The sequence below is a fragment of the Neisseria sp. P0022.S010 genome (genome assembly GCF_051956635.1).
Genome location: NZ_JBQCXF010000047.1, coordinates 1 through 16,915, shown reverse-complemented (window position 1 = coordinate 16,915; position 16,915 = coordinate 1). Strand labels below are relative to the sequence as shown.

The following is a 16,915-nucleotide window of genomic DNA, read 5'->3' as shown; positions in this document are numbered from 1 at the left end:
AGGATTCAAATGTTGGTTATTATGTTCCGCAATAATCAATACGCTCATTTCATACTCCTTAGATCACTTTGGCTTCGTTTTTCAGCTTTTCAACCAACTCGGCAACATCAGCCACTTTCACACCGGCTTGACGTGCTTTAGGTTCGGCAAATTTCACGGTATTTAAACGCGGAGAAATATCCACAGCCAAATCGGCAGGACTTAATTTTTCCAAAGGCTTTTTCTTTGCCGCCATGATATTAGGAAGTTTGACAAAACGTGGTTCGTTCAAACGCAAATCCGCACTGATGACCGCAGGCAGCTTCAACGCAACAGTCTCTTCGCCGCCGTCAATTTCACGGGTTACCAATACTTCTTCGCCTTCAATTTGCACTTTTGATGCAAAAGTACCTTGAGCCGCATTCAACAACGCAGCCAGCATTTGGGCAACTTGGTTGGCGTCATCGTCAATTGCCTGTTTGCCCAGCAGTAAAATTTGCGGATTTTCTTTATCTGCAACAGCTTTCAGCAATTTTGCAACGGCCAAAGGCTCCAATTTCGCATCAGTCTCAACATGAACCGCACGGTCGGCACCCATCGCCAAAGCAGTACGCAACGTCTCTTCGCATTTTTTCTCGCCAAGAGAAACAGCAACAATCTCGCTTACTTTTCCGGCTTCTTTCAAACGGACAGCTTCTTCTACCGCGATTTCATCAAACGGGTTCATCGACATTTTGACATTACCGATATCCACATCGGAACCATCGGCTTTCACACGAACTTTGACGTTATAGTCCACTACGCGCTTTACTGCGACCAGTGCTTTCATTCAATTCTCCTAAAAAGAATGTCCATCAAATCAAGCATACTGCTTTTGATACATTCTTTATATAAAATCCAATTCGGTTTTCACCAACATGACAAAACCAAATTTGTATAAATCTTGGCAAATAGAGCGGAATTATATCATTTCTAAAGCATTTACTCAGAAAATAAATCTAACTCCCCAGCAATTATTTACCGTATGCAGCAACACAATCCATCAAGGTTTGATAAACCTCGTCAACATTGGGAATTTGAGCAATACCGCCTAAATTTTTTGCATAAGCCGAAACTTGAACGCCGGTCTTGGCCGGATCTGTATCTGTATAAATTCCTACAACAGGCTTTTCCAACGCATTGGCAAGATGTAGCAACCCAGTATCTACGCCGATAATACCCTCTGCGTTTTTCAATAAAAATGCAGCCTGTAATAAATTCATCTTGTCGCAGACGAAAGCAAACGGTAAATCGCTTGCAATCTGTTTGGCGCGCATTTTTTCGGTTTCATTTCCCCACGGCAGATATACATTGCATTGTTGCTCTTCATTCAACTTTTTCAATAATGCACGCCAGTGTTCTACCGGCCATAATTTACTGTCGCGACTGGTTGCATGCAAAGCAACGTAATAGGGGGATTGCACATTTTTCAGACGGCCTGATTCAGGAACCGACAAACCAAATACCTGCGTTTCAGGCATTGTATAACCAAAAACTTGGGCGAATAACTCACGGTTTCGCCAAACCGCATTTTTACCTTTCGGCACGGCAAACGTTTTGCTGTACGCAAGGGCAGCCAAACTTTCACGCGCACTGTGTTTATCCAAACCGTAAATAGGGGATTTAGCCATTTTGGCAAAGCATGCGCTTTTAATCAGTCCTTGACTATCTAAAACAAAATCAAAAGATTCAGCCTGTAAATCCGTTTTCAGACGGCCTATTTCACGCCACGTTTCAGCCTGAAAAAGATGTTTGCGCCACTGTCGCCATTTCATTACATGAACCTTTTTGACAAAAGGATGCAGGCGCGCAATATCCGCAAATCCGGCCTCACACAACCAATGCAGTTCTACCTCAGGACATTGTCTTGCCAAATCTTCAACTGCGGGCAACGTGTGAATTAAATCGCCCATACTGGACAAGCGGACAAGTAAAATCTTCATATTTTGAAAGATGTTTCACGTGAAACAATGAAATTTTAAATATAATTTATTGATTATTAATGTATTTTTTTATTTCTTTAGCATTTTCTAAAATAATAGCTCCGGCGGAACGCATTTCCTTCCATGCAGATTCAACCGTTTCCGGAGCAATGCCGCGGCAAGCCGCCTGATTAACGATGACTTTCCAAGCCCCGCCTTTAAGCAACTGTAAAACCGTTGTCTTCACACAATAATCCGTTGCCAAGCCGCCGACAATAACTGTATCTGCATTTTGACAGCGCAACCATTCGATCAAACCTGTACTGAGTTTTTCTTCAATATCGTGAAAACATGCGCCGTAAGGATGTAACTCAGGATCAACGCCTTTCCAAACGCAATAATCGTATTCTTTGGCTGAAGGCAGGCCATCCAACAATTCATAGCCATATGTTCCAACCATCGCATGCGCCACCCAAGTCAAATCCGCATCAGGCAAACCCGTCGGTTTCAACATATCAACAGGATTATCCACAAGCCATTTTGCCGCGGCATGATGTGCATCTTTCGTCATCACGCGCAAATCCGCCAATGCAGCTTGTGCATTGAGTTCATCCGCAATCAGATGACCTTCGGCAACAGGCAATTCTTTCGGGCACAAAGGCGTAAACGTTTTTTGTGCATCTACATCGATAGAAACAATCATGGATTAATATAACCTATTGATTTTATTTTAAATAATTTAAATTTTGCATTTATTGTCAATGTTTGGACATTTGGAATAAATGCTTTGTATTATAACAAATTACGACTGCAAAATGTGGGAAAACATCTGTGATATGATGACAGTTTGTACAGAATATTTATCCACAAATTATGTCCTATTCGATTACGCCTATTGCAACCGTTCATTCCCCCTACAAGCAAAAATTCGGCATTGCCCGCCAACCCGGCTTGGTTCCTGCGGCAGAAATTTGTATTGAACTCACTCCTGAATTTACCGCAGACAGCGTTCGGGGCTTGGAAGATTTCGACTATGTGTGGATAAGTTTTATTTTCCACGGCGTATTGGATGAAGGTTGGGCACAAATGGTGCGTCCGCCACGGCTCGGAGGCAAACAAAAAATGGGCGTATTTGCCACGCGCAGCCCACACCGCCCCAATCATCTCGGTTTATCCCTGCTAAAACTCGAACGCATCGAAACAGGCAAACCTGTCCGCATTTATTGCAGCGGCGCAGACCTGTTGGACGGTACTCCGGTAGTGGATATTAAACCCTACATCCCGTTTGTCGAATCCAAACCAGACGCATCATCGGGCTTTGTCAGCGGCAAACCTGAAGAATTGAGCGTAGTCTGGGCAGAAAGTACACTTGCGGAACATTTATCCACAGAAGAAAAATATCTTATTGAGCAAAGCATTGCCCAAGATCCCCGTCCTGCCTATCAAGATATTCCCGAACGGGTTTATATAATGAATATTGCAGATTATGAAGTGCAGTTTAGGATAGAAAACAATTGTGCCACAGTGATTAAACTATCCATAATTTGATTGCAAATTGAATTTATCTACAAACAAAAGGCCGTCTGAAATGTTCAGACGGCCTTTTAATTATCCACAGACTGATTGATTCAGCCCGTTATTTTTTAGATTTTGCTGGCAAAGAATTCCAAGGTACGAACCAGTTGGCAAGTGTAAGACATTTCATTGTCGTACCAAGCAACGGTTTTCACCAATTGTTTGTCGCCAACAGTCATCACGCGGGTTTGAGTAGCATCGAAGAGTGAGCCGTACTCGATACCGATAACGTCGGAAGAAACGATTTGATCTTCAGTATAGCCTAAAGCATCGTTGGCGGCAGCTTTCATGGCTGCATTGATTTCTTCTTTGGTAACAGGGCGTTCGAGAACAGAAACCAGTTCGGTCAAAGAGCCGGTAGCAACAGGAACGCGTTGGGCAGAACCATCAAGTTTGCCGTTCAATTCAGGGATAACCAAGCCGATGGCTTTAGCGGCACCGGTGCTGTTCGGTACGATATTCAAAGCAGCGGCACGGGCGCGGCGGAAGTCGCCTTTGCGGTGTGGCGCGTCAAGGGTGTTTTGGTCGCCGGTATAAGCGTGGATGGTGGTCATCAGGCCTTCAACAATACCGAACTCTTTTTGCAATACCGCAGCCATAGGGGCCAGACAGTTAGTCGTACAAGAAGCGGCGGAGATAACAGTTTCGCTGCCGTCCAAAATATCTTGGTTTACGCCGTATACAACGGTTTTCACATCATTGCCGCCAGGGGCAGAAATCACAACTTTGCGCGCACCGGCACGGATATGGGCTTCAGCTTTGGTTTTGCTGGTAAAGAAACCGGTACATTCAAGGACGACGTCCACACCCAGCTCGCCCCAAGGCAATTCTTCAGGATTAGGATTGGCAAATACTTTGATTTCTTTGCCGTTAACAACAATAGCGTTGTCTTTCAATTCGGCAGAGCCTTCAAAACGGCCTTGGGTACTGTCGTATTTGAAGAGATGCAACAGCATGTCGGCAGGAGTCAAGTCGTTAACAGCAACGACTTCGATACCTTGGGCTTTTTCAATTTGACGCAATGCCAGACGACCGATACGGCCAAAACCATTAATCGCTACTTTAATACTCATTTTGCTACTCCTAATTAGATGGAATGGGAAAAATTTTTCAGTAAGGCCATTGTATCCTGAAATAAAATTACTTTCTAGGATTACAGATAATTACTTTTAAGTTGTTTGATTTAAATAAAGAAAACATGAAATTCTTGTTTGTAGGAAAATATCGAATTTGTCTAAATAATCCTGTTTTTTGGTATTTTATTTCATAAATTTCATTTTTTTATCTTAGTTTTTTTATAAGTTTATGATTTTCATAAATTTAGTTCTATTTTTCTGTATTTTGCCGTTTTTGTGCTGATAACTCAGTCTTTTCTTCAAATCATATTATTTAAATTTTTAAAACGATGATTTTGATGATGATCCTAATCCTTTGTGGATAACAGAATATTTTTCTTTAAAACCAATCCAATAATCACTTTTTATCTTTGAGGCAAACCCCAACTGAATGTCGGAATAAAAAAGGATAAAATCTTAGTTTCCCTATTTACCTGTGGATAAAAACCAAATTACCCACTTCAATTTCACACACCTTTGTGGATAATTCAAACCTTGAAGTTTATCCCTGCAAAACATCCATATTGGCAAATACTATTAAAAATGATGGCTTGTTTTTTCCTTTTTAACGTATCATTTGTCCATCAGACTTTTTAAAAGGAAGCAATTATGCTGCAACGGACTTTAGCCAAATCAGTAAGCGTTACCGGCGTTGGCCTGCATTCGGGCGAAAGGGTCGCTCTGACTTTGCATCCTGCCGAAGAAAACAGCGGTATTTCGTTCCGCCGTACTGATTTGAGCGGGGAAATGGGCGAAGTCATCCAATTGAATCCTTATTTGATCAACGATACCCGCCTCTCTTCAACCATTGTTACCGATAAGGGCGTGCGCATCGGTACGATTGAACACATTATGTCGGCTCTGTCTGCCTACGGCATCGACAATGCCTTGATTGAATTGAACGCGCCTGAAATTCCGATTATGGACGGCTCGAGCCTGCCGTTTATTTATCTTTTGCAAGATGCGGGCGTTGTCGATCAAAAAGCCCAAAAACGTTTTTTAAGAATCCTCAAACCCATTGAAATCAAAGAAACCGGAAAATGGGTGCGTTTTACGCCTTACGACGGCTTTAAAGTTACTTTAACCATCGAATTCGACCATCCGGTTTTCAACCGCAGCTCGCCCACTTTTGAGATTGATTTTGCAGGAAAATCCTATATCGATGAAATTGCCCGCGCCCGTACCTTCGGCTTTATGCACGAAGTGGAAATGATGCGCGCCCATAATCTCGGACTGGGCGGCAATTTGAACAACGCCATCGTGATTGACGACATGGACGTTTTGAATCCGGAAGGTTTGCGCTATCCCGATGAATTTGTCCGCCACAAAATCTTGGATGCAATTGGCGATTTGTACATTGTCGGCCATCCGATTATTGGCGCATTTGAAGGTTACAAATCAGGTCATGCCATCAATAATGCGCTGTTGCGTGCCGTTTTGGCAGATGAAACGGCTTACGAATGGGTTGAGTTTGCCGATGACGAAGAATTGCCCACCGCTTTTCACGAGCTGCCGGCAGCCTGATAAAAAATAGATAAAGCAGTCCAATGAGAAGGCCGTCTGAAAGGTTCAGACGGCCTAAATCATGTCATTTTCCACAATTAATTATCCACATATTCATTCTTTTTATCTTATTGAAAAATAAAAATATTAAAATTTAACTCTATTCTTATACACATCTTATCCATATATTTTCCCAAACTAAAAAGGCCGTCTGAAACCAAGTTCAGACGGCCTTTTTCATGTCAAACCGACAATATCAATCGCCCATAACCTTGCCTTCGCGGCGCGGGTCGGCACCGCCGAGCAAACCGTCTTTGCCGATCACAATGCCTTGTACGCCGGAATTCAAATCGCGGATTTGGACTTTGTAGCCCAGTTTTTCCAATGCTGACGCTTTGTCCGCCGCAGCGGTTTTTTCCTCGATTTCATACTGGCTGCCGCGATTGAGCATATTCGGCAGTGAAATTGCCGCCTGAATGTCCATGCCCCAATCGATATGCGCCACCAGCGTTTTGGCGACGAAACCGATGATGCGGCTGCCGCCGGGTGAACCGACCGCCAAATAAGGTTTGCCATCTTTCATTACAATGGTTGGCGCCATTGAAGAACGCGGCCGTTTGCCGCCTGCCACGCTGTTGACCACCGTTTTACCGTCCGCGCCGACAGGGTTGAAAGCAAAATCGGTCAATTCATTGTTGAGCAGATAGCCGTTTGCCATCAGCCCCGAACCGAACGCGTTTTCAATCGAAGTCGTCATCGACACGACGTTGCCGTCTTTATCCACAACCACCAAATGGCTGGTTGACGGCAACTCGACCGCCATCCCCTGCGCGTATGTCTTACCAAACTTGCCTGCCTGAATATTTTCCAATGCCTTGTCAGCTTTGCGGATTTCTTCGGCGCGCGGTTTCAAATAAGCCTGAGAAATCATGGCACGGGTCGGAACGTTTACAAACGCGGGATCACCGACGTAATGATCTCGGTCGGCAAAAGCAATCCGCGACGCATCGCCTATCCAGCGCCAACTGTGGATATTTTCCGCGCCCAACGCCTTCATATCCTGATTTTGCAAGACGCCCAAAATCTCGCCCAAAGCAATCGCGCCCGAACTTGGCGCGCCCATGCCGCAGACTTCGTATTCACGATACGGCGCGCAAACCGGTTCGCGCTCGATAACGCGGTAGTTTTTCAAATCCGCCATACTGATTTTGCCGGGGTTATCCACAGCGCCGGTAACGGCACGGACAATATTCTGCGCCTGCGCCCCCTGATAAAACGGCGCGCTGCCTTTTTCCGCCAACAGGCGCACGGAGCGGGCAAATTCAGGGTTTTTCAACACCGTTCCCGCTGCCAAAGGCTTGCCGTCGGGCAGGAAATACGCGGCAGTTTGCGGATAACGTTTCAACGGCTCCAAATTCTGCTCGATGGATTTTGCCATACGCGGTGAAACGGTAAAGCCTTGTTCCGCCAAAGCAATCGGTTTGTCAAACAGGCTTGCCCACGGCAATTTGCCGTAACGCTTGTGGACATCTTCGAGCAGCTTCGGAATTCCCGGCACACCGACCGAACGGCCGCCGACCACTGCTTTCATAAAGCCCATCGGTTTGCCGTTTTCGTCCAAGAAAAGTTCCGGCGTTGCCACTTTTGGCGCCGTTTCACGGGCATCAAACGTCGTCAGCTTTTTCGCCTTATTGTCCCAATACACCAAAAACGCACCGCCGCCTAATCCGGAAGACTGCGGCTCAACCAGTCCCAAAGTTGTCTGCATGGCAATCATCGCATCTATCGCACTGCCGCCGCGCTTCAAAATTTCATAACCGGCTTCAGTTGCCAGCGGATTGGCAGACGCTGCCATATAATGCTTGGCGCGGATTAACTTCTGCTCCGTCAACCCTGTTCCTTGCTCCGGCGCATGGTTATCCATAGATATGGAAGGCAAGGCAACTTGAGGCTTTTGAATCGGCTGTTGCGCACAAGCGGCCAAAATTAAAACAGATAACAGGTTAATACTAAAGGAAAACTTCATATGTACACCCTTATTGACATATTTTCAGACGGTCTTTTCCCAACTTGAACAAGAGGAAATATGAAAATATTCAGAAATAAAAAACCATTTGACTATTTCCCTACTCAATCAGTTCCGATTGGAGAAGTATAAAACAAGCTAAGATTGTGCACAGGCGAAAATTTATCCACAGAATGAAGCGGCAGAAAATTTTTATCCACATACGCAAACAAGGCCGACCATACTTTATCCTCATCAAAAAATATCAGCTAAGTATTTGAAAAATTGTTTTAATCAAAGTTATCAACAAGCTGTGGCAACACTCAATATCATCTTCTATTTATTATTTAAAATCTTATTTATAGTTTGTTTTCCCGAAGGCAAAGGCCGTCTGAAACGTAAAGGCATCTTTTCAAAAAATTAAAAAGTTAAGGATTGTTAAAAACGTGTAAATCAGCTAGAGTTACGCTTGATAAAATTAATCAATAACGGAGTTTCGCGAAATGAAAGGCGACATTGGCGTAATCGGCCTTGCCGTAATGGGGCAAAACCTGATTCTCAACATGAACGACAACGGCTTTAAAGTTGTCGCATACAACCGTACGACCAGCAAAGTAGATGATTTTTTAAACGGCGCAGCCAAAAATACCAATATTATCGGCGCATATTCACTGAAAGATCTGGTTGATAAATTAGAAAAACCGCGCAAAATCATGATGATGGTACGCGCTGGTTCTGTCGTGGACGATTTTATCGAACAACTCGTTCCGCTTTTGGACGAAGGCGACATCATTATTGACGGCGGCAATGCAAACTATCCTGATTCCACCCGCCGCACACACGAGCTGGCGGCAAAAGGCATCCGCTTTATCGGCGCGGGCGTTTCCGGTGGCGAAGAAGGCGCACGTCACGGCCCGTCCATTATGCCCGGCGGCGACGAAGCCGCATGGCCTGCCGTCAAACCCATCTTCCAAGCCATTGCCGCCAAAACCCCGCAAGGCGAACCCTGCTGCGACTGGGTTGGTCGCGACGGCGCGGGCCATTTCGTCAAAATGGTGCACAACGGCATCGAATACGGCGATATGCAGTTGATTTGCGAAGCCTACCAATTCATGAAAGACGGCTTGGGTCTGAGCTACGACGAAATGCACCGCATTTTCAGCGAATGGAACCAAACCGAGCTGGATTCCTACCTGATTGAAATCACCGCCGCGATTTTGGGCTACAAAGACGAAAACGGCGAACCTTTGGTCGAAAAAATCCTCGATACCGCCGGACAAAAAGGCACAGGCAAATGGACCGGCATCAACGCCCTTGATTTGGGCATCCCGCTGACGCTCATTTCCGAAGCCGTGTTCGCTCGCTGCGTATCCGCGTTCAAAGACCAACGCGTTCAAACCGGCCGCTTGTTCGGTAAAACCGTTACCCCCGTTGACGGCGACAAAGCCGCATGGGTCGAAGCCCTGCGCCAAGCCCTGTTGGCATCTAAAATCATTTCCTACGCACAAGGTTTCATGCTCATCCGCGAAGCCAGCGAAAACAACGATTGGGCATTGAATTACGGCAATACTGCCCTCTTGTGGCGCGAAGGCTGCATCATCCGCAGCGCGTTCTTGGGCAACATCCGCGACGCATACGAAGCCAATCCTGATTTGGTCTTCTTGGGTTCCGATCCTTATTTCAAAGGCGTATTGGAAATCTGTCTGCCTGCATGGCGTAAAGTGGTGGCCAAAGCGATTGAGTGCGGTATTCCGATGCCTTGCATGGCTTCCGCCATTACCTTCCTTGACGGCTACACTTCTGAGCGTTTGCCTGCCAACCTGTTGCAAGCGCAACGCGACTACTTCGGTGCGCACACTTATGAGCGTACCGACAAACCGCGCGGCGAGTTCTTCCATACCAACTGGACAGGTAAGGGCGGCGATACCGCTTCAACCACATACGATATTTAATTTGCCTGGGCAAACAAAAGGCCGTCTGAGTATTTCAGACGGCCTGAGACCTTTGCAAAAAAGCCCTTCCCACGACAGCCGAAATACCAACACAAGTTTTCGGCTGTTTTTGTTTCAAATATCCACTGATTCTACTCAAATATCCCCGTAATTCACCTTGGATACCTGATCAATCAGGCATCTGGGCCGCCTTTTAGGCAGCAACAGGCGCACTTAGCCTGTTAGCCGCTTTCAACAGGTTCAAACACATCGCCTTCAGATGGCTTTGCGCACTCACTTTACACAGACCAAAATAGGCTGCCCGGGCGTAGCGGAATTTACGGTGCAGCGTACCGAAGCTTTGTTCGACCACATAACGGGTCTTCGACAAATATCGGTTGCGTTTGGTTTGTGCTTCCGTCAGCGGACGGTTGCGGTGGGCTTTGCGCATAATGCCGTCTAACAACTGATGCTCTTTCAGATGTTGCCGGTTTTCCTTACTGTCATAGCCTTTGTCGGCATAGACGGTCGTACCTTCGGCAATGCCTTCCAACAAAGGGGACAGATGGTTGCACTCATGGGTATTGGCGGGGGTGATGTGCAGTTTCTCGATATAGCCTTCCCCATCGGTACGGGTATGTTGTTTGTAACCGAGTTTGTAGAGGCCGTTTTTCTTTGTCCAACGGGCATCTTTGTCTTTACTCGGTGTGGTTAGGCCGCTGACTTGTCCTTCTTCATCGACTTCTATGGCCTGGCGCTGTTTGCTGCCGGCGGTCTGAATAATGGTGGCGTCAACGACGGCGGCGGATGCTTTCTCTATTTTTAAGCCTTTTTCGGTCAATTGTCGGTTAATCAGCTCCAGCAGTTCGGACAGGGTGTCATCTTGCGCCAGCCAGTTGCGGTAGCGGCATAAGGTGCTGTAATCGGGGATGCTCAGTTCGTCAAAACGGCAAAACAGGTTGAAATCGATGCGGGTGATGAGGCTGTGTTCAAGTTCGGGATCGGAGAGGCTGTGCCATTGTCCGAGCAGGACGGCTTTGAACATGGACAACAGGGGATAGGCGGGACGGCCGCGGTGGTCTCGGAGGTAACGGATTTTTTGACGATTCAGGTATTGTTCGATCGGTTGCCAATCAATCACCTGATCCAACTTCAATAGTGGGAAGCGGTCGATGTGTTTGGCAATCATGGCTTGTGCGGTTTGCTGAAAGAAGGTGGTCATGGGAAATCCCCTAAATGTCTTGATGGGAATTTAGGGGATTTTGGGGGAGTTTTGCAAAGGTCTCGGCCTGTTGTTTGACAATTATTCAGATTACTTATGCACTATGATACAATTTCTTACTTTTCAAATATTAATCATAAAAGGGGTTTTCATGAAAGTATATAAGATATTTAAAGATTCAATAGGCCAATATGAAGCGGTCAAACAAGGCTGGTCTTGGCCTGCATTTTTCTTTGAAGGTATCTGGGCATGTGTAAAAAAATTTGGGGATTAGGTATTGTGCTAATTATTTTAGCTCTATTTGCATTTGCTCCAATCCCAATTTCAGTTACTGATACTGGAGAAATGGAAATTTCTGGTAGCGCAATTTTTCTGATAATAATTAAGCTTGCATCTCTCATAATTAAATTTATTCTTGGAGTATATGGAAATGAGCTACGTGAAAAAAATTTGATAAGCTGAGGCTATCAGCATCAAAAAAAAGATGCTGAATTTATTATTGCTCAGAATCCTCAAATGGCCATTATTCAGTATATTTCCGAATACGAAAAATAAATCGGATTCTTAAAACATAAAGGCCGTCTGAAACCTGTTTCAAGGTTTCAGACGGCCTTTTTTAACCGGTCAATTACTTATTCAACCGTTACCGATTTAGCCAAGTTGCGCGGTTTGTCCACGTCTGTACCGCGTGCGAGGGCGGCGTGGTAAGACAGGAGTTGCACGGGGATGGTGTGCACAATCGGAGAGAGTACGCCGACGTGGCGTGGGGCGCGGATGACGTGCACGCCTTCGGTGGCGTTGAAGTTGCTGTCGAGGTCGGCGAAGACGAAGAGTTCGCCGCCGCGTGCGCCGACTTCCTGCATGTTGGCTTTCACTTTGTCCAGCAGGCTGTCGTTCGGGGCAATCACGACAACAGGCATGTTCTCGTCCACCAAGGCCAACGGGCCGTGTTTCAGCTCACCCGCAGGATACGCTTCGGCGTGGATATAGGTAATCTCTTTCAGCTTCAACGCGCCTTCAAGGGCGATTGGGAAGTGGATGCCGCGACCCAGGAAGAGTGCGCTGGTTTTCTTGGCAAATTTTTGCGCCCAAGCGGCGATTTGCGGCTCAAGGTTGAGAACGTGCTGAATGCTGCCCGGCAGTTGGCGCAATTCTTCAACGTATGCAGCTGCTTGCTCGTCTGAAACCAAGCCGCGTTGTTTGCCCAAGGTAACGGCCAGGCCGAACAGGACAACCAGTTGGGTCGTGAACGCTTTGGTAGAGGCAACGCCGATTTCTGCGCCGGCGCGTGTGTACAGTACCAATTCGCTTTCGCGTGGCAGGGCGGATTCCATCACGTTACAAATAGACAGGCTGTGTTTGTGTCCCAAGGATTGCGCGTATTTCAGGGCTTCCATGGTGTCCAAAGTTTCGCCGGATTGGGAAATGGTGATGACCAATTGTTTCGGATCGGCAATCACGTCGCGGTAGCGGTATTCGCTGGCGATTTCCACGTCGGTCGGCACTTTGGCAATGGATTCGAGCCAGTATTTGGCGGTCAGCGCGGCATAGTAGGACGTACCGCAGGCAAGGATTTTGATGCTGTGGATATCGTCGAACACTTCGCGTGCATTCGCGCCGAAGTTTTCAGGTTCGAAACCACCGTCCAAGAAGACTTCGGCGGTATCGGCGATGGCGCGGGGTTGTTCGTGGATTTCTTTTTGCATGAAGTGGCTGTATGGGCCCAACTCCAAAGAAGCCAGAGACAATTCGGATACTTTAACCGCGCGTTCGGTTTGCGCACCGGTTTTGTCGAGCAGTTTTTCGATACCGTTTGCATTCAACAGGGCGATGTCGCCGTCTTCCAAATAGGCGATGCGGCGGGTAAAGGCGATCACGGCGGATACGTCGGAAGCAATAAAGGTTTCCTGGTCGCCCAAGGCCACCAACAACGGGCAGCCCATGCGCGCAACAACCATTTCTTCAGGGTTGTCTTGTGCGATAACGGCAATGGCGTATGCGCCGTGGAAACGGGCAGTCGCAGCTTGGACGGCTTCAAACAGTTTGCCGCCGTTTTGCGTGTATTCGTGGTTGACGCTGTGGGCGATGACTTCGGTATCGGTTTGCGATTCGAAGGTGTAACCCAAAGCTTGCAGGCGTTCGCGTTCGGCTTCGAAGTTTTCGATGATGCCGTTGTGGACAACCGCAATCATGCCGCCGGAAATATGGGGGTGGGCGTTAGGCTCGGTTACACCGCCGTGGGTTGCCCAACGGGTATGGCCGATGCCGATATGGCCGAACACGCCTTTTTCGCGCGCGGCGTCCTCCATCAGCTGCACGCGGCCGACGCGGCGGACGCGTTTGATTTTGCCGTCCATGTTTACGGCAATACCCGACGAATCATAGCCTCGGTATTCAAGGCGTTTGAGACCGTCAGTCAGAAAATCGACTACATTGTGATTGGCGCGAATAGCACCTACGATACCGCACATATAAGTTCCTTAGTATCAAAAGTTTGAGAAAATGACTGCTGCTCCGGCTCCCGAAAGCGGCAGTCGGAAAACGCCGTTTTATATTCATTGAAACGGCAAATCTGGGTTTCAGACGGCCTGTTTGTTTCTTAAGGCCGTCTGAAAATAAATAAAAGGCCGGCTTTACTTCTTATCGCCTTTTTCCGGACGCACCCAGCCTTCGATGACGGTTTGGCGTGAACGGGCGAGGACGAGTTTGCCGTCTTCGACGTTTTTGGTAATCGCGCTGCCTGCGCCTGTCGTCACTTTGTTACCCAACGTTACGGGGGCGATTAAGACGCAGTTTGAACCGATGCGCACTTCGTCGCCGATGACGGTTTTGTGTTTGTTCACGCCGTCATAGTTGGCAATAATCGTGCCGGCGCCAAAGTTGGTTTTGCTGCCGATTTCAGCATCACCGATGTAGGTGAGGTGGTTGGCTTTGGTGCCGTTGCCGATGGTGGCATTTTTGACTTCGACGAAATTGCCGATGTGTACGTCGTCGGCCAGTTTGGCTTGCGGACGCAGGCGGGCGTATGGGCCGATTTGGTTGTTTTCGCCGACTTCGCAACCTTCAAAATGGGAGAACGGGGCGATTTTGGTGTTGGCACCGATTTTGGCATTTTTGATCACGCAGTTGGCACCGATTTCGACGTTGTCGCCGAGTTCGACTTCGCCTTCGATGACGACGTTGACATCAATCACGACATCTTGTCCGTGTTTCAGACGGCCTCGTAAATCAAAACGTGCCGGATCGCGCAGGGTGATGCCTGCTTTCAGCAATTCTTGCGCCTGTTCGGTTTGGAAAATGCGCTCGAGTTCGGCCAGTTGGAGTTTGTTGTTCACGCCGGCGGCCAGATGGGAGGCGCGCACTTGGACGGGATGAACTTTGATGCCGTCGGCAACGGCTTTGGCGATGAGGTCGGTCAGGTAGTATTCGCCTTGGGCATTGTTGCTGGAAAGGCTGTTCAACCAGTTTTCGAGTTTGGCGTTGGGTAAAACCAAAATGCCGGTATTGATTTCTTTCACGGCTTTTTGGGCGGCATCGGCGTCTTTTTCTTCGACAATGGCGGTTACGCTACCGTTGCTGTCGCGGATGATGCGGCCCAAGCCTGTCGGGTCGTTGGGAACGTCGGTCAACAGGCCGACTTCGTTGCCTGCGGCTTCGAGCAGGGTTTCGAGGGTGGCGGCGTCAATCAGGGGGACGTCGCCGTACAACACCAGCGTGCGGCCTTCGGCAGACAGGTGCGGCAGGGCGGTTTTGACGGCGTGGCCGGTACCGAGCTGTTCGGTTTGTTCAACCCAAACGACATCGCGTTTGACGGTGTCCAAGACTTGCTCTTTGCCGTGGCCGATGACGACGCAGATGTTTTGGGGATTCAGGGAGGCGGCGGTGTCGATAACGCGCTCAACCATGGGCTTGCCGCCGATGCGGTGCAGTACTTTGGGCATTTTGGAGTACATGCGCGTGCCTTTGCCGGCAGCAAGGATGACGATATTTAAAGTTGTCTGAGCCATGATACGGTTTCCGTTGTCGTTGTTTGAGGCCGTCTGAAAACTGTGACAACAAGTGTTTATTGTTTTTCACTCCGTTTCAGACGGCCTTGGGGATATTGTTATTCGATTGCTGGCTGTGGGTTGGCAAATTGCGGTTTTTGCCAGTTTTGGCCGCGTTCATCGTGTTCCGCTTGATTGGATTGGACGGCGCGGCGCTCTGGGCGGAACTGGTTGTAATTCATGTTTTTAGAATAAGTACCGTCCTGATAAACGATGGGTGTGCCGGTAGCATATTTTTGGCGTACGGCGGTACGGCCGGATTCGGTGGTGTAGGTTTCCCAAGAACAACCGGCCAAAACGGCGGCGGCAGTCAGGATTAAAGCGAGTTTACGCATGATGTTGTCCTTGTTTTTAAATGTCGTCAATACCGTGTATTGTACTTGATTTTTAAAAATTTCACGGCAGTTTTGTGCAAAATTCAAGCAAACCCTGCATATCTTTCGCTATGCCGTCGGCAAATGACAACGGATGGGCTTTTTCGCCGTACCAAACGGTCTTCATGCCCAAGGCTTTGGCTTGGTGCAGATTGTCGGCGCTGTCGTCCACCATGATGCACTGTTCGGGTTTTACGCCCAACAGACGGCAGACGTTGAGATAGGCTTGCGGATTGGGTTTGTAGAGCAGGCCGAAGTCGTCCGTGCCGAACAAGCCGTCAAAATGCGCTTCCAAGCCCAACGTTTCAACCAATGCGCGGACATAAAACGAAGGCCCGTTGGAAAATACGGCTTTTCGCCCTTTCAGACGGCCTAAAACGTCATCAGTTCCATCCATACCCTCCACCTTTGCCAAAATTTGCTTAAGCGGGTGACTTTCACGCAAAAATTCATCGATATCAACTTCGGGATGGTGGATTTGCAAACCGGCAAGCGTCGCGCCGTATCGGTGCCAATAATCTTGGCGCAGTTGGGAGGCGGCTTCTTCGGAAAGCTTCAGACGGCCTGCCATGTATTCGGTCATGGCGCGGTTGATGATGTAGAAAATGCCGGCTTCGGCATTGTGCAAAGTATTGTCGAGGTCAAACAGCCAAACGGGGGAATGATTCATATCGTGCCTTGATATGCAGATTTTGTTATGATATTTCGTATTTTACCCGTACAAAGGAAAGAGAATGAAACTGAAATTGTCCGCCCTCGCCCTGTTGCTGGCTTCGGCAAACCTGTACGCCCAAACCGAAGTGCGTTTGGCCGTGCACAAATCCTTCAGTCTGCCCCAATCCGTCATCGCGCAATTTGAAAAAGCCAACGATGCCAAAGTGTCCGTCATCAAGGCAGGTAGCGGCAACGAAATGCTCAACAAACTGATTTTGAGCAAAGCCAACCCAATTGCCGATGCGGTTTACGGTTTGGACAACGCCAACATCGGCAAAGCCAAAGCCGCCGGCATCCTCGCCGCTAACCAACCCAAATCCGCGCCCGTAACTGCGTCCCTGCCCGATGCGTTGGCCGTCGATTACGCCTATGTCGCCATCAACTACGACAAAAAATGGTTTGAACAGAAAAAACTGCCCCTGCCGCAAACCCTGCAAGACCTGACCAAACCGGAATATAAAAACCTTCTGGTAACCCCGTCTCCCGCCAC

15 protein-coding genes are annotated in these 16,915 nt (G+C 47.9%); 5 read left to right on the top strand and 10 right to left on the bottom strand.

All coding sequences use genetic code 11. The annotated features are described in order from the left end of the window. Nucleotides 1-58: 58 nt before the first annotated feature. The 3 genes from ACTHUT_RS07065 to ACTHUT_RS07055 all read right to left on the bottom strand — a co-directional run bounded on the left by ACTHUT_RS07065 (nucleotide 59) and on the right by ACTHUT_RS07055 (nucleotide 2,643). The gene (locus ACTHUT_RS07065; protein ID WP_107792290.1) at nucleotides 59-808 is read right to left on the bottom strand and encodes an electron transfer flavoprotein subunit beta/FixA family protein; all 750 of its coding nucleotides are present in this window, start codon (nucleotides 806-808) and stop codon (nucleotides 59-61) included. Between the two features lie 184 nt (nucleotides 809-992). Further along, nucleotides 993-1,961 (bottom strand): lipopolysaccharide heptosyltransferase I, encoded by a 969-nt coding sequence (gene waaC, locus ACTHUT_RS07060; RefSeq protein WP_440385868.1) that lies wholly within the window; start codon nucleotides 1,959-1,961, stop codon nucleotides 993-995. Nucleotides 1,962-2,007: 46 nt separating this feature from the next. Next, nucleotides 2,008-2,643 (bottom strand): nicotinamidase, encoded by a 636-nt coding sequence (locus ACTHUT_RS07055; RefSeq protein ID WP_440385867.1) that lies wholly within the window; start codon nucleotides 2,641-2,643, stop codon nucleotides 2,008-2,010. A gap of 170 nt (nucleotides 2,644-2,813) precedes the next feature. Here ACTHUT_RS07055 and tsaA point away from each other — a divergent pair, with 170 nt between their 5' ends. Further along, nucleotides 2,814-3,488 (top strand): tRNA (N6-threonylcarbamoyladenosine(37)-N6)-methyltransferase TrmO, encoded by a 675-nt coding sequence (tsaA, locus tag ACTHUT_RS07050; protein WP_440385866.1) that lies wholly within the window; start codon nucleotides 2,814-2,816, stop codon nucleotides 3,486-3,488. Nucleotides 3,489-3,583: 95 nt separating this feature from the next. Here the strand turns inward: tsaA and gap are convergent, their stop codons facing one another. After that, nucleotides 3,584-4,588, bottom strand: a complete 1,005-nt coding sequence (gene gap / locus ACTHUT_RS07045) for a type I glyceraldehyde-3-phosphate dehydrogenase (protein WP_440385865.1) — start codon at nucleotides 4,586-4,588, stop codon at nucleotides 3,584-3,586. A gap of 651 nt (nucleotides 4,589-5,239) precedes the next feature. Here gap and lpxC point away from each other — a divergent pair. Then, the gene (gene lpxC / locus ACTHUT_RS07040) at nucleotides 5,240-6,154 is read left to right on the top strand and encodes a UDP-3-O-acyl-N-acetylglucosamine deacetylase (RefSeq protein ID WP_440385864.1); all 915 of its coding nucleotides are present in this window, start codon (nucleotides 5,240-5,242) and stop codon (nucleotides 6,152-6,154) included. Nucleotides 6,155-6,389: 235 nt separating this feature from the next. Here the strand turns inward: lpxC and ggt are convergent, their stop codons facing one another. Beyond that, nucleotides 6,390-8,159, bottom strand: coding sequence for a gamma-glutamyltransferase (ggt, locus tag ACTHUT_RS07035; protein WP_440385863.1), 1,770 nt, complete (start codon nucleotides 8,157-8,159; stop codon nucleotides 6,390-6,392). 482 nt (nucleotides 8,160-8,641) lie between these two features. Between ggt and gnd the strand changes: the two genes are divergently transcribed. Further along, nucleotides 8,642-10,090, top strand: coding sequence for a decarboxylating NADP(+)-dependent phosphogluconate dehydrogenase (gene gnd / locus ACTHUT_RS07030; protein ID WP_440385862.1), 1,449 nt, complete (start codon nucleotides 8,642-8,644; stop codon nucleotides 10,088-10,090). 193 nt (nucleotides 10,091-10,283) lie between these two features. On the opposite strand, the gene ACTHUT_RS07025 is transcribed toward gnd, so the two are convergent. Then, nucleotides 10,284-11,291: an IS5 family transposase gene (locus tag ACTHUT_RS07025; protein ID WP_440385861.1), complete on the bottom strand. Its 1,008-nt coding sequence runs from the start codon at nucleotides 11,289-11,291 to the stop codon at nucleotides 10,284-10,286. Between the two features lie 249 nt (nucleotides 11,292-11,540). Between ACTHUT_RS07025 and ACTHUT_RS07020 the strand changes: the two genes are divergently transcribed. Beyond that, nucleotides 11,541-11,753, top strand: a complete 213-nt coding sequence (locus ACTHUT_RS07020) for a hypothetical protein (RefSeq protein WP_440418713.1) — start codon at nucleotides 11,541-11,543, stop codon at nucleotides 11,751-11,753. 170 nt (nucleotides 11,754-11,923) lie between these two features. Here ACTHUT_RS07020 and glmS read toward each other — a convergent pair whose 3' ends face one another. From glmS to ACTHUT_RS07000, 4 genes are all read right to left on the bottom strand, one after another. Then, on the bottom strand, nucleotides 11,924-13,762 hold the full coding sequence (gene glmS, locus ACTHUT_RS07015) for a glutamine--fructose-6-phosphate transaminase (isomerizing) (protein WP_315611371.1): 1,839 nt from the start codon (nucleotides 13,760-13,762) through the stop codon (nucleotides 11,924-11,926). A 162-nt stretch (nucleotides 13,763-13,924) separates the two neighbouring features. After that, nucleotides 13,925-15,298 (bottom strand): bifunctional UDP-N-acetylglucosamine diphosphorylase/glucosamine-1-phosphate N-acetyltransferase GlmU, encoded by a 1,374-nt coding sequence (glmU, locus tag ACTHUT_RS07010; RefSeq protein WP_440386751.1) that lies wholly within the window; start codon nucleotides 15,296-15,298, stop codon nucleotides 13,925-13,927. 98 nt (nucleotides 15,299-15,396) lie between these two features. Next, nucleotides 15,397-15,672 carry a membrane lipoprotein lipid attachment site-containing protein gene (locus tag ACTHUT_RS07005; protein WP_440386750.1) on the bottom strand — a complete coding sequence of 92 codons (276 nt, stop codon included), beginning with the start codon at nucleotides 15,670-15,672 and terminating at the stop codon, nucleotides 15,397-15,399. A gap of 61 nt (nucleotides 15,673-15,733) precedes the next feature. Next, complete coding sequence (locus ACTHUT_RS07000; RefSeq protein WP_440386749.1) at nucleotides 15,734-16,381, bottom strand: pyrimidine 5'-nucleotidase; 648 nt, start codon at nucleotides 16,379-16,381, stop codon at nucleotides 15,734-15,736. Nucleotides 16,382-16,445: 64 nt separating this feature from the next. Here ACTHUT_RS07000 and ACTHUT_RS06995 point away from each other — a divergent pair. Continuing rightward, nucleotides 16,446-16,915, top strand: a 470-nt coding sequence (locus tag ACTHUT_RS06995) for a thiamine ABC transporter substrate-binding protein (RefSeq protein ID WP_440418712.1), incomplete at its 3' end; no start/stop codon positions are given.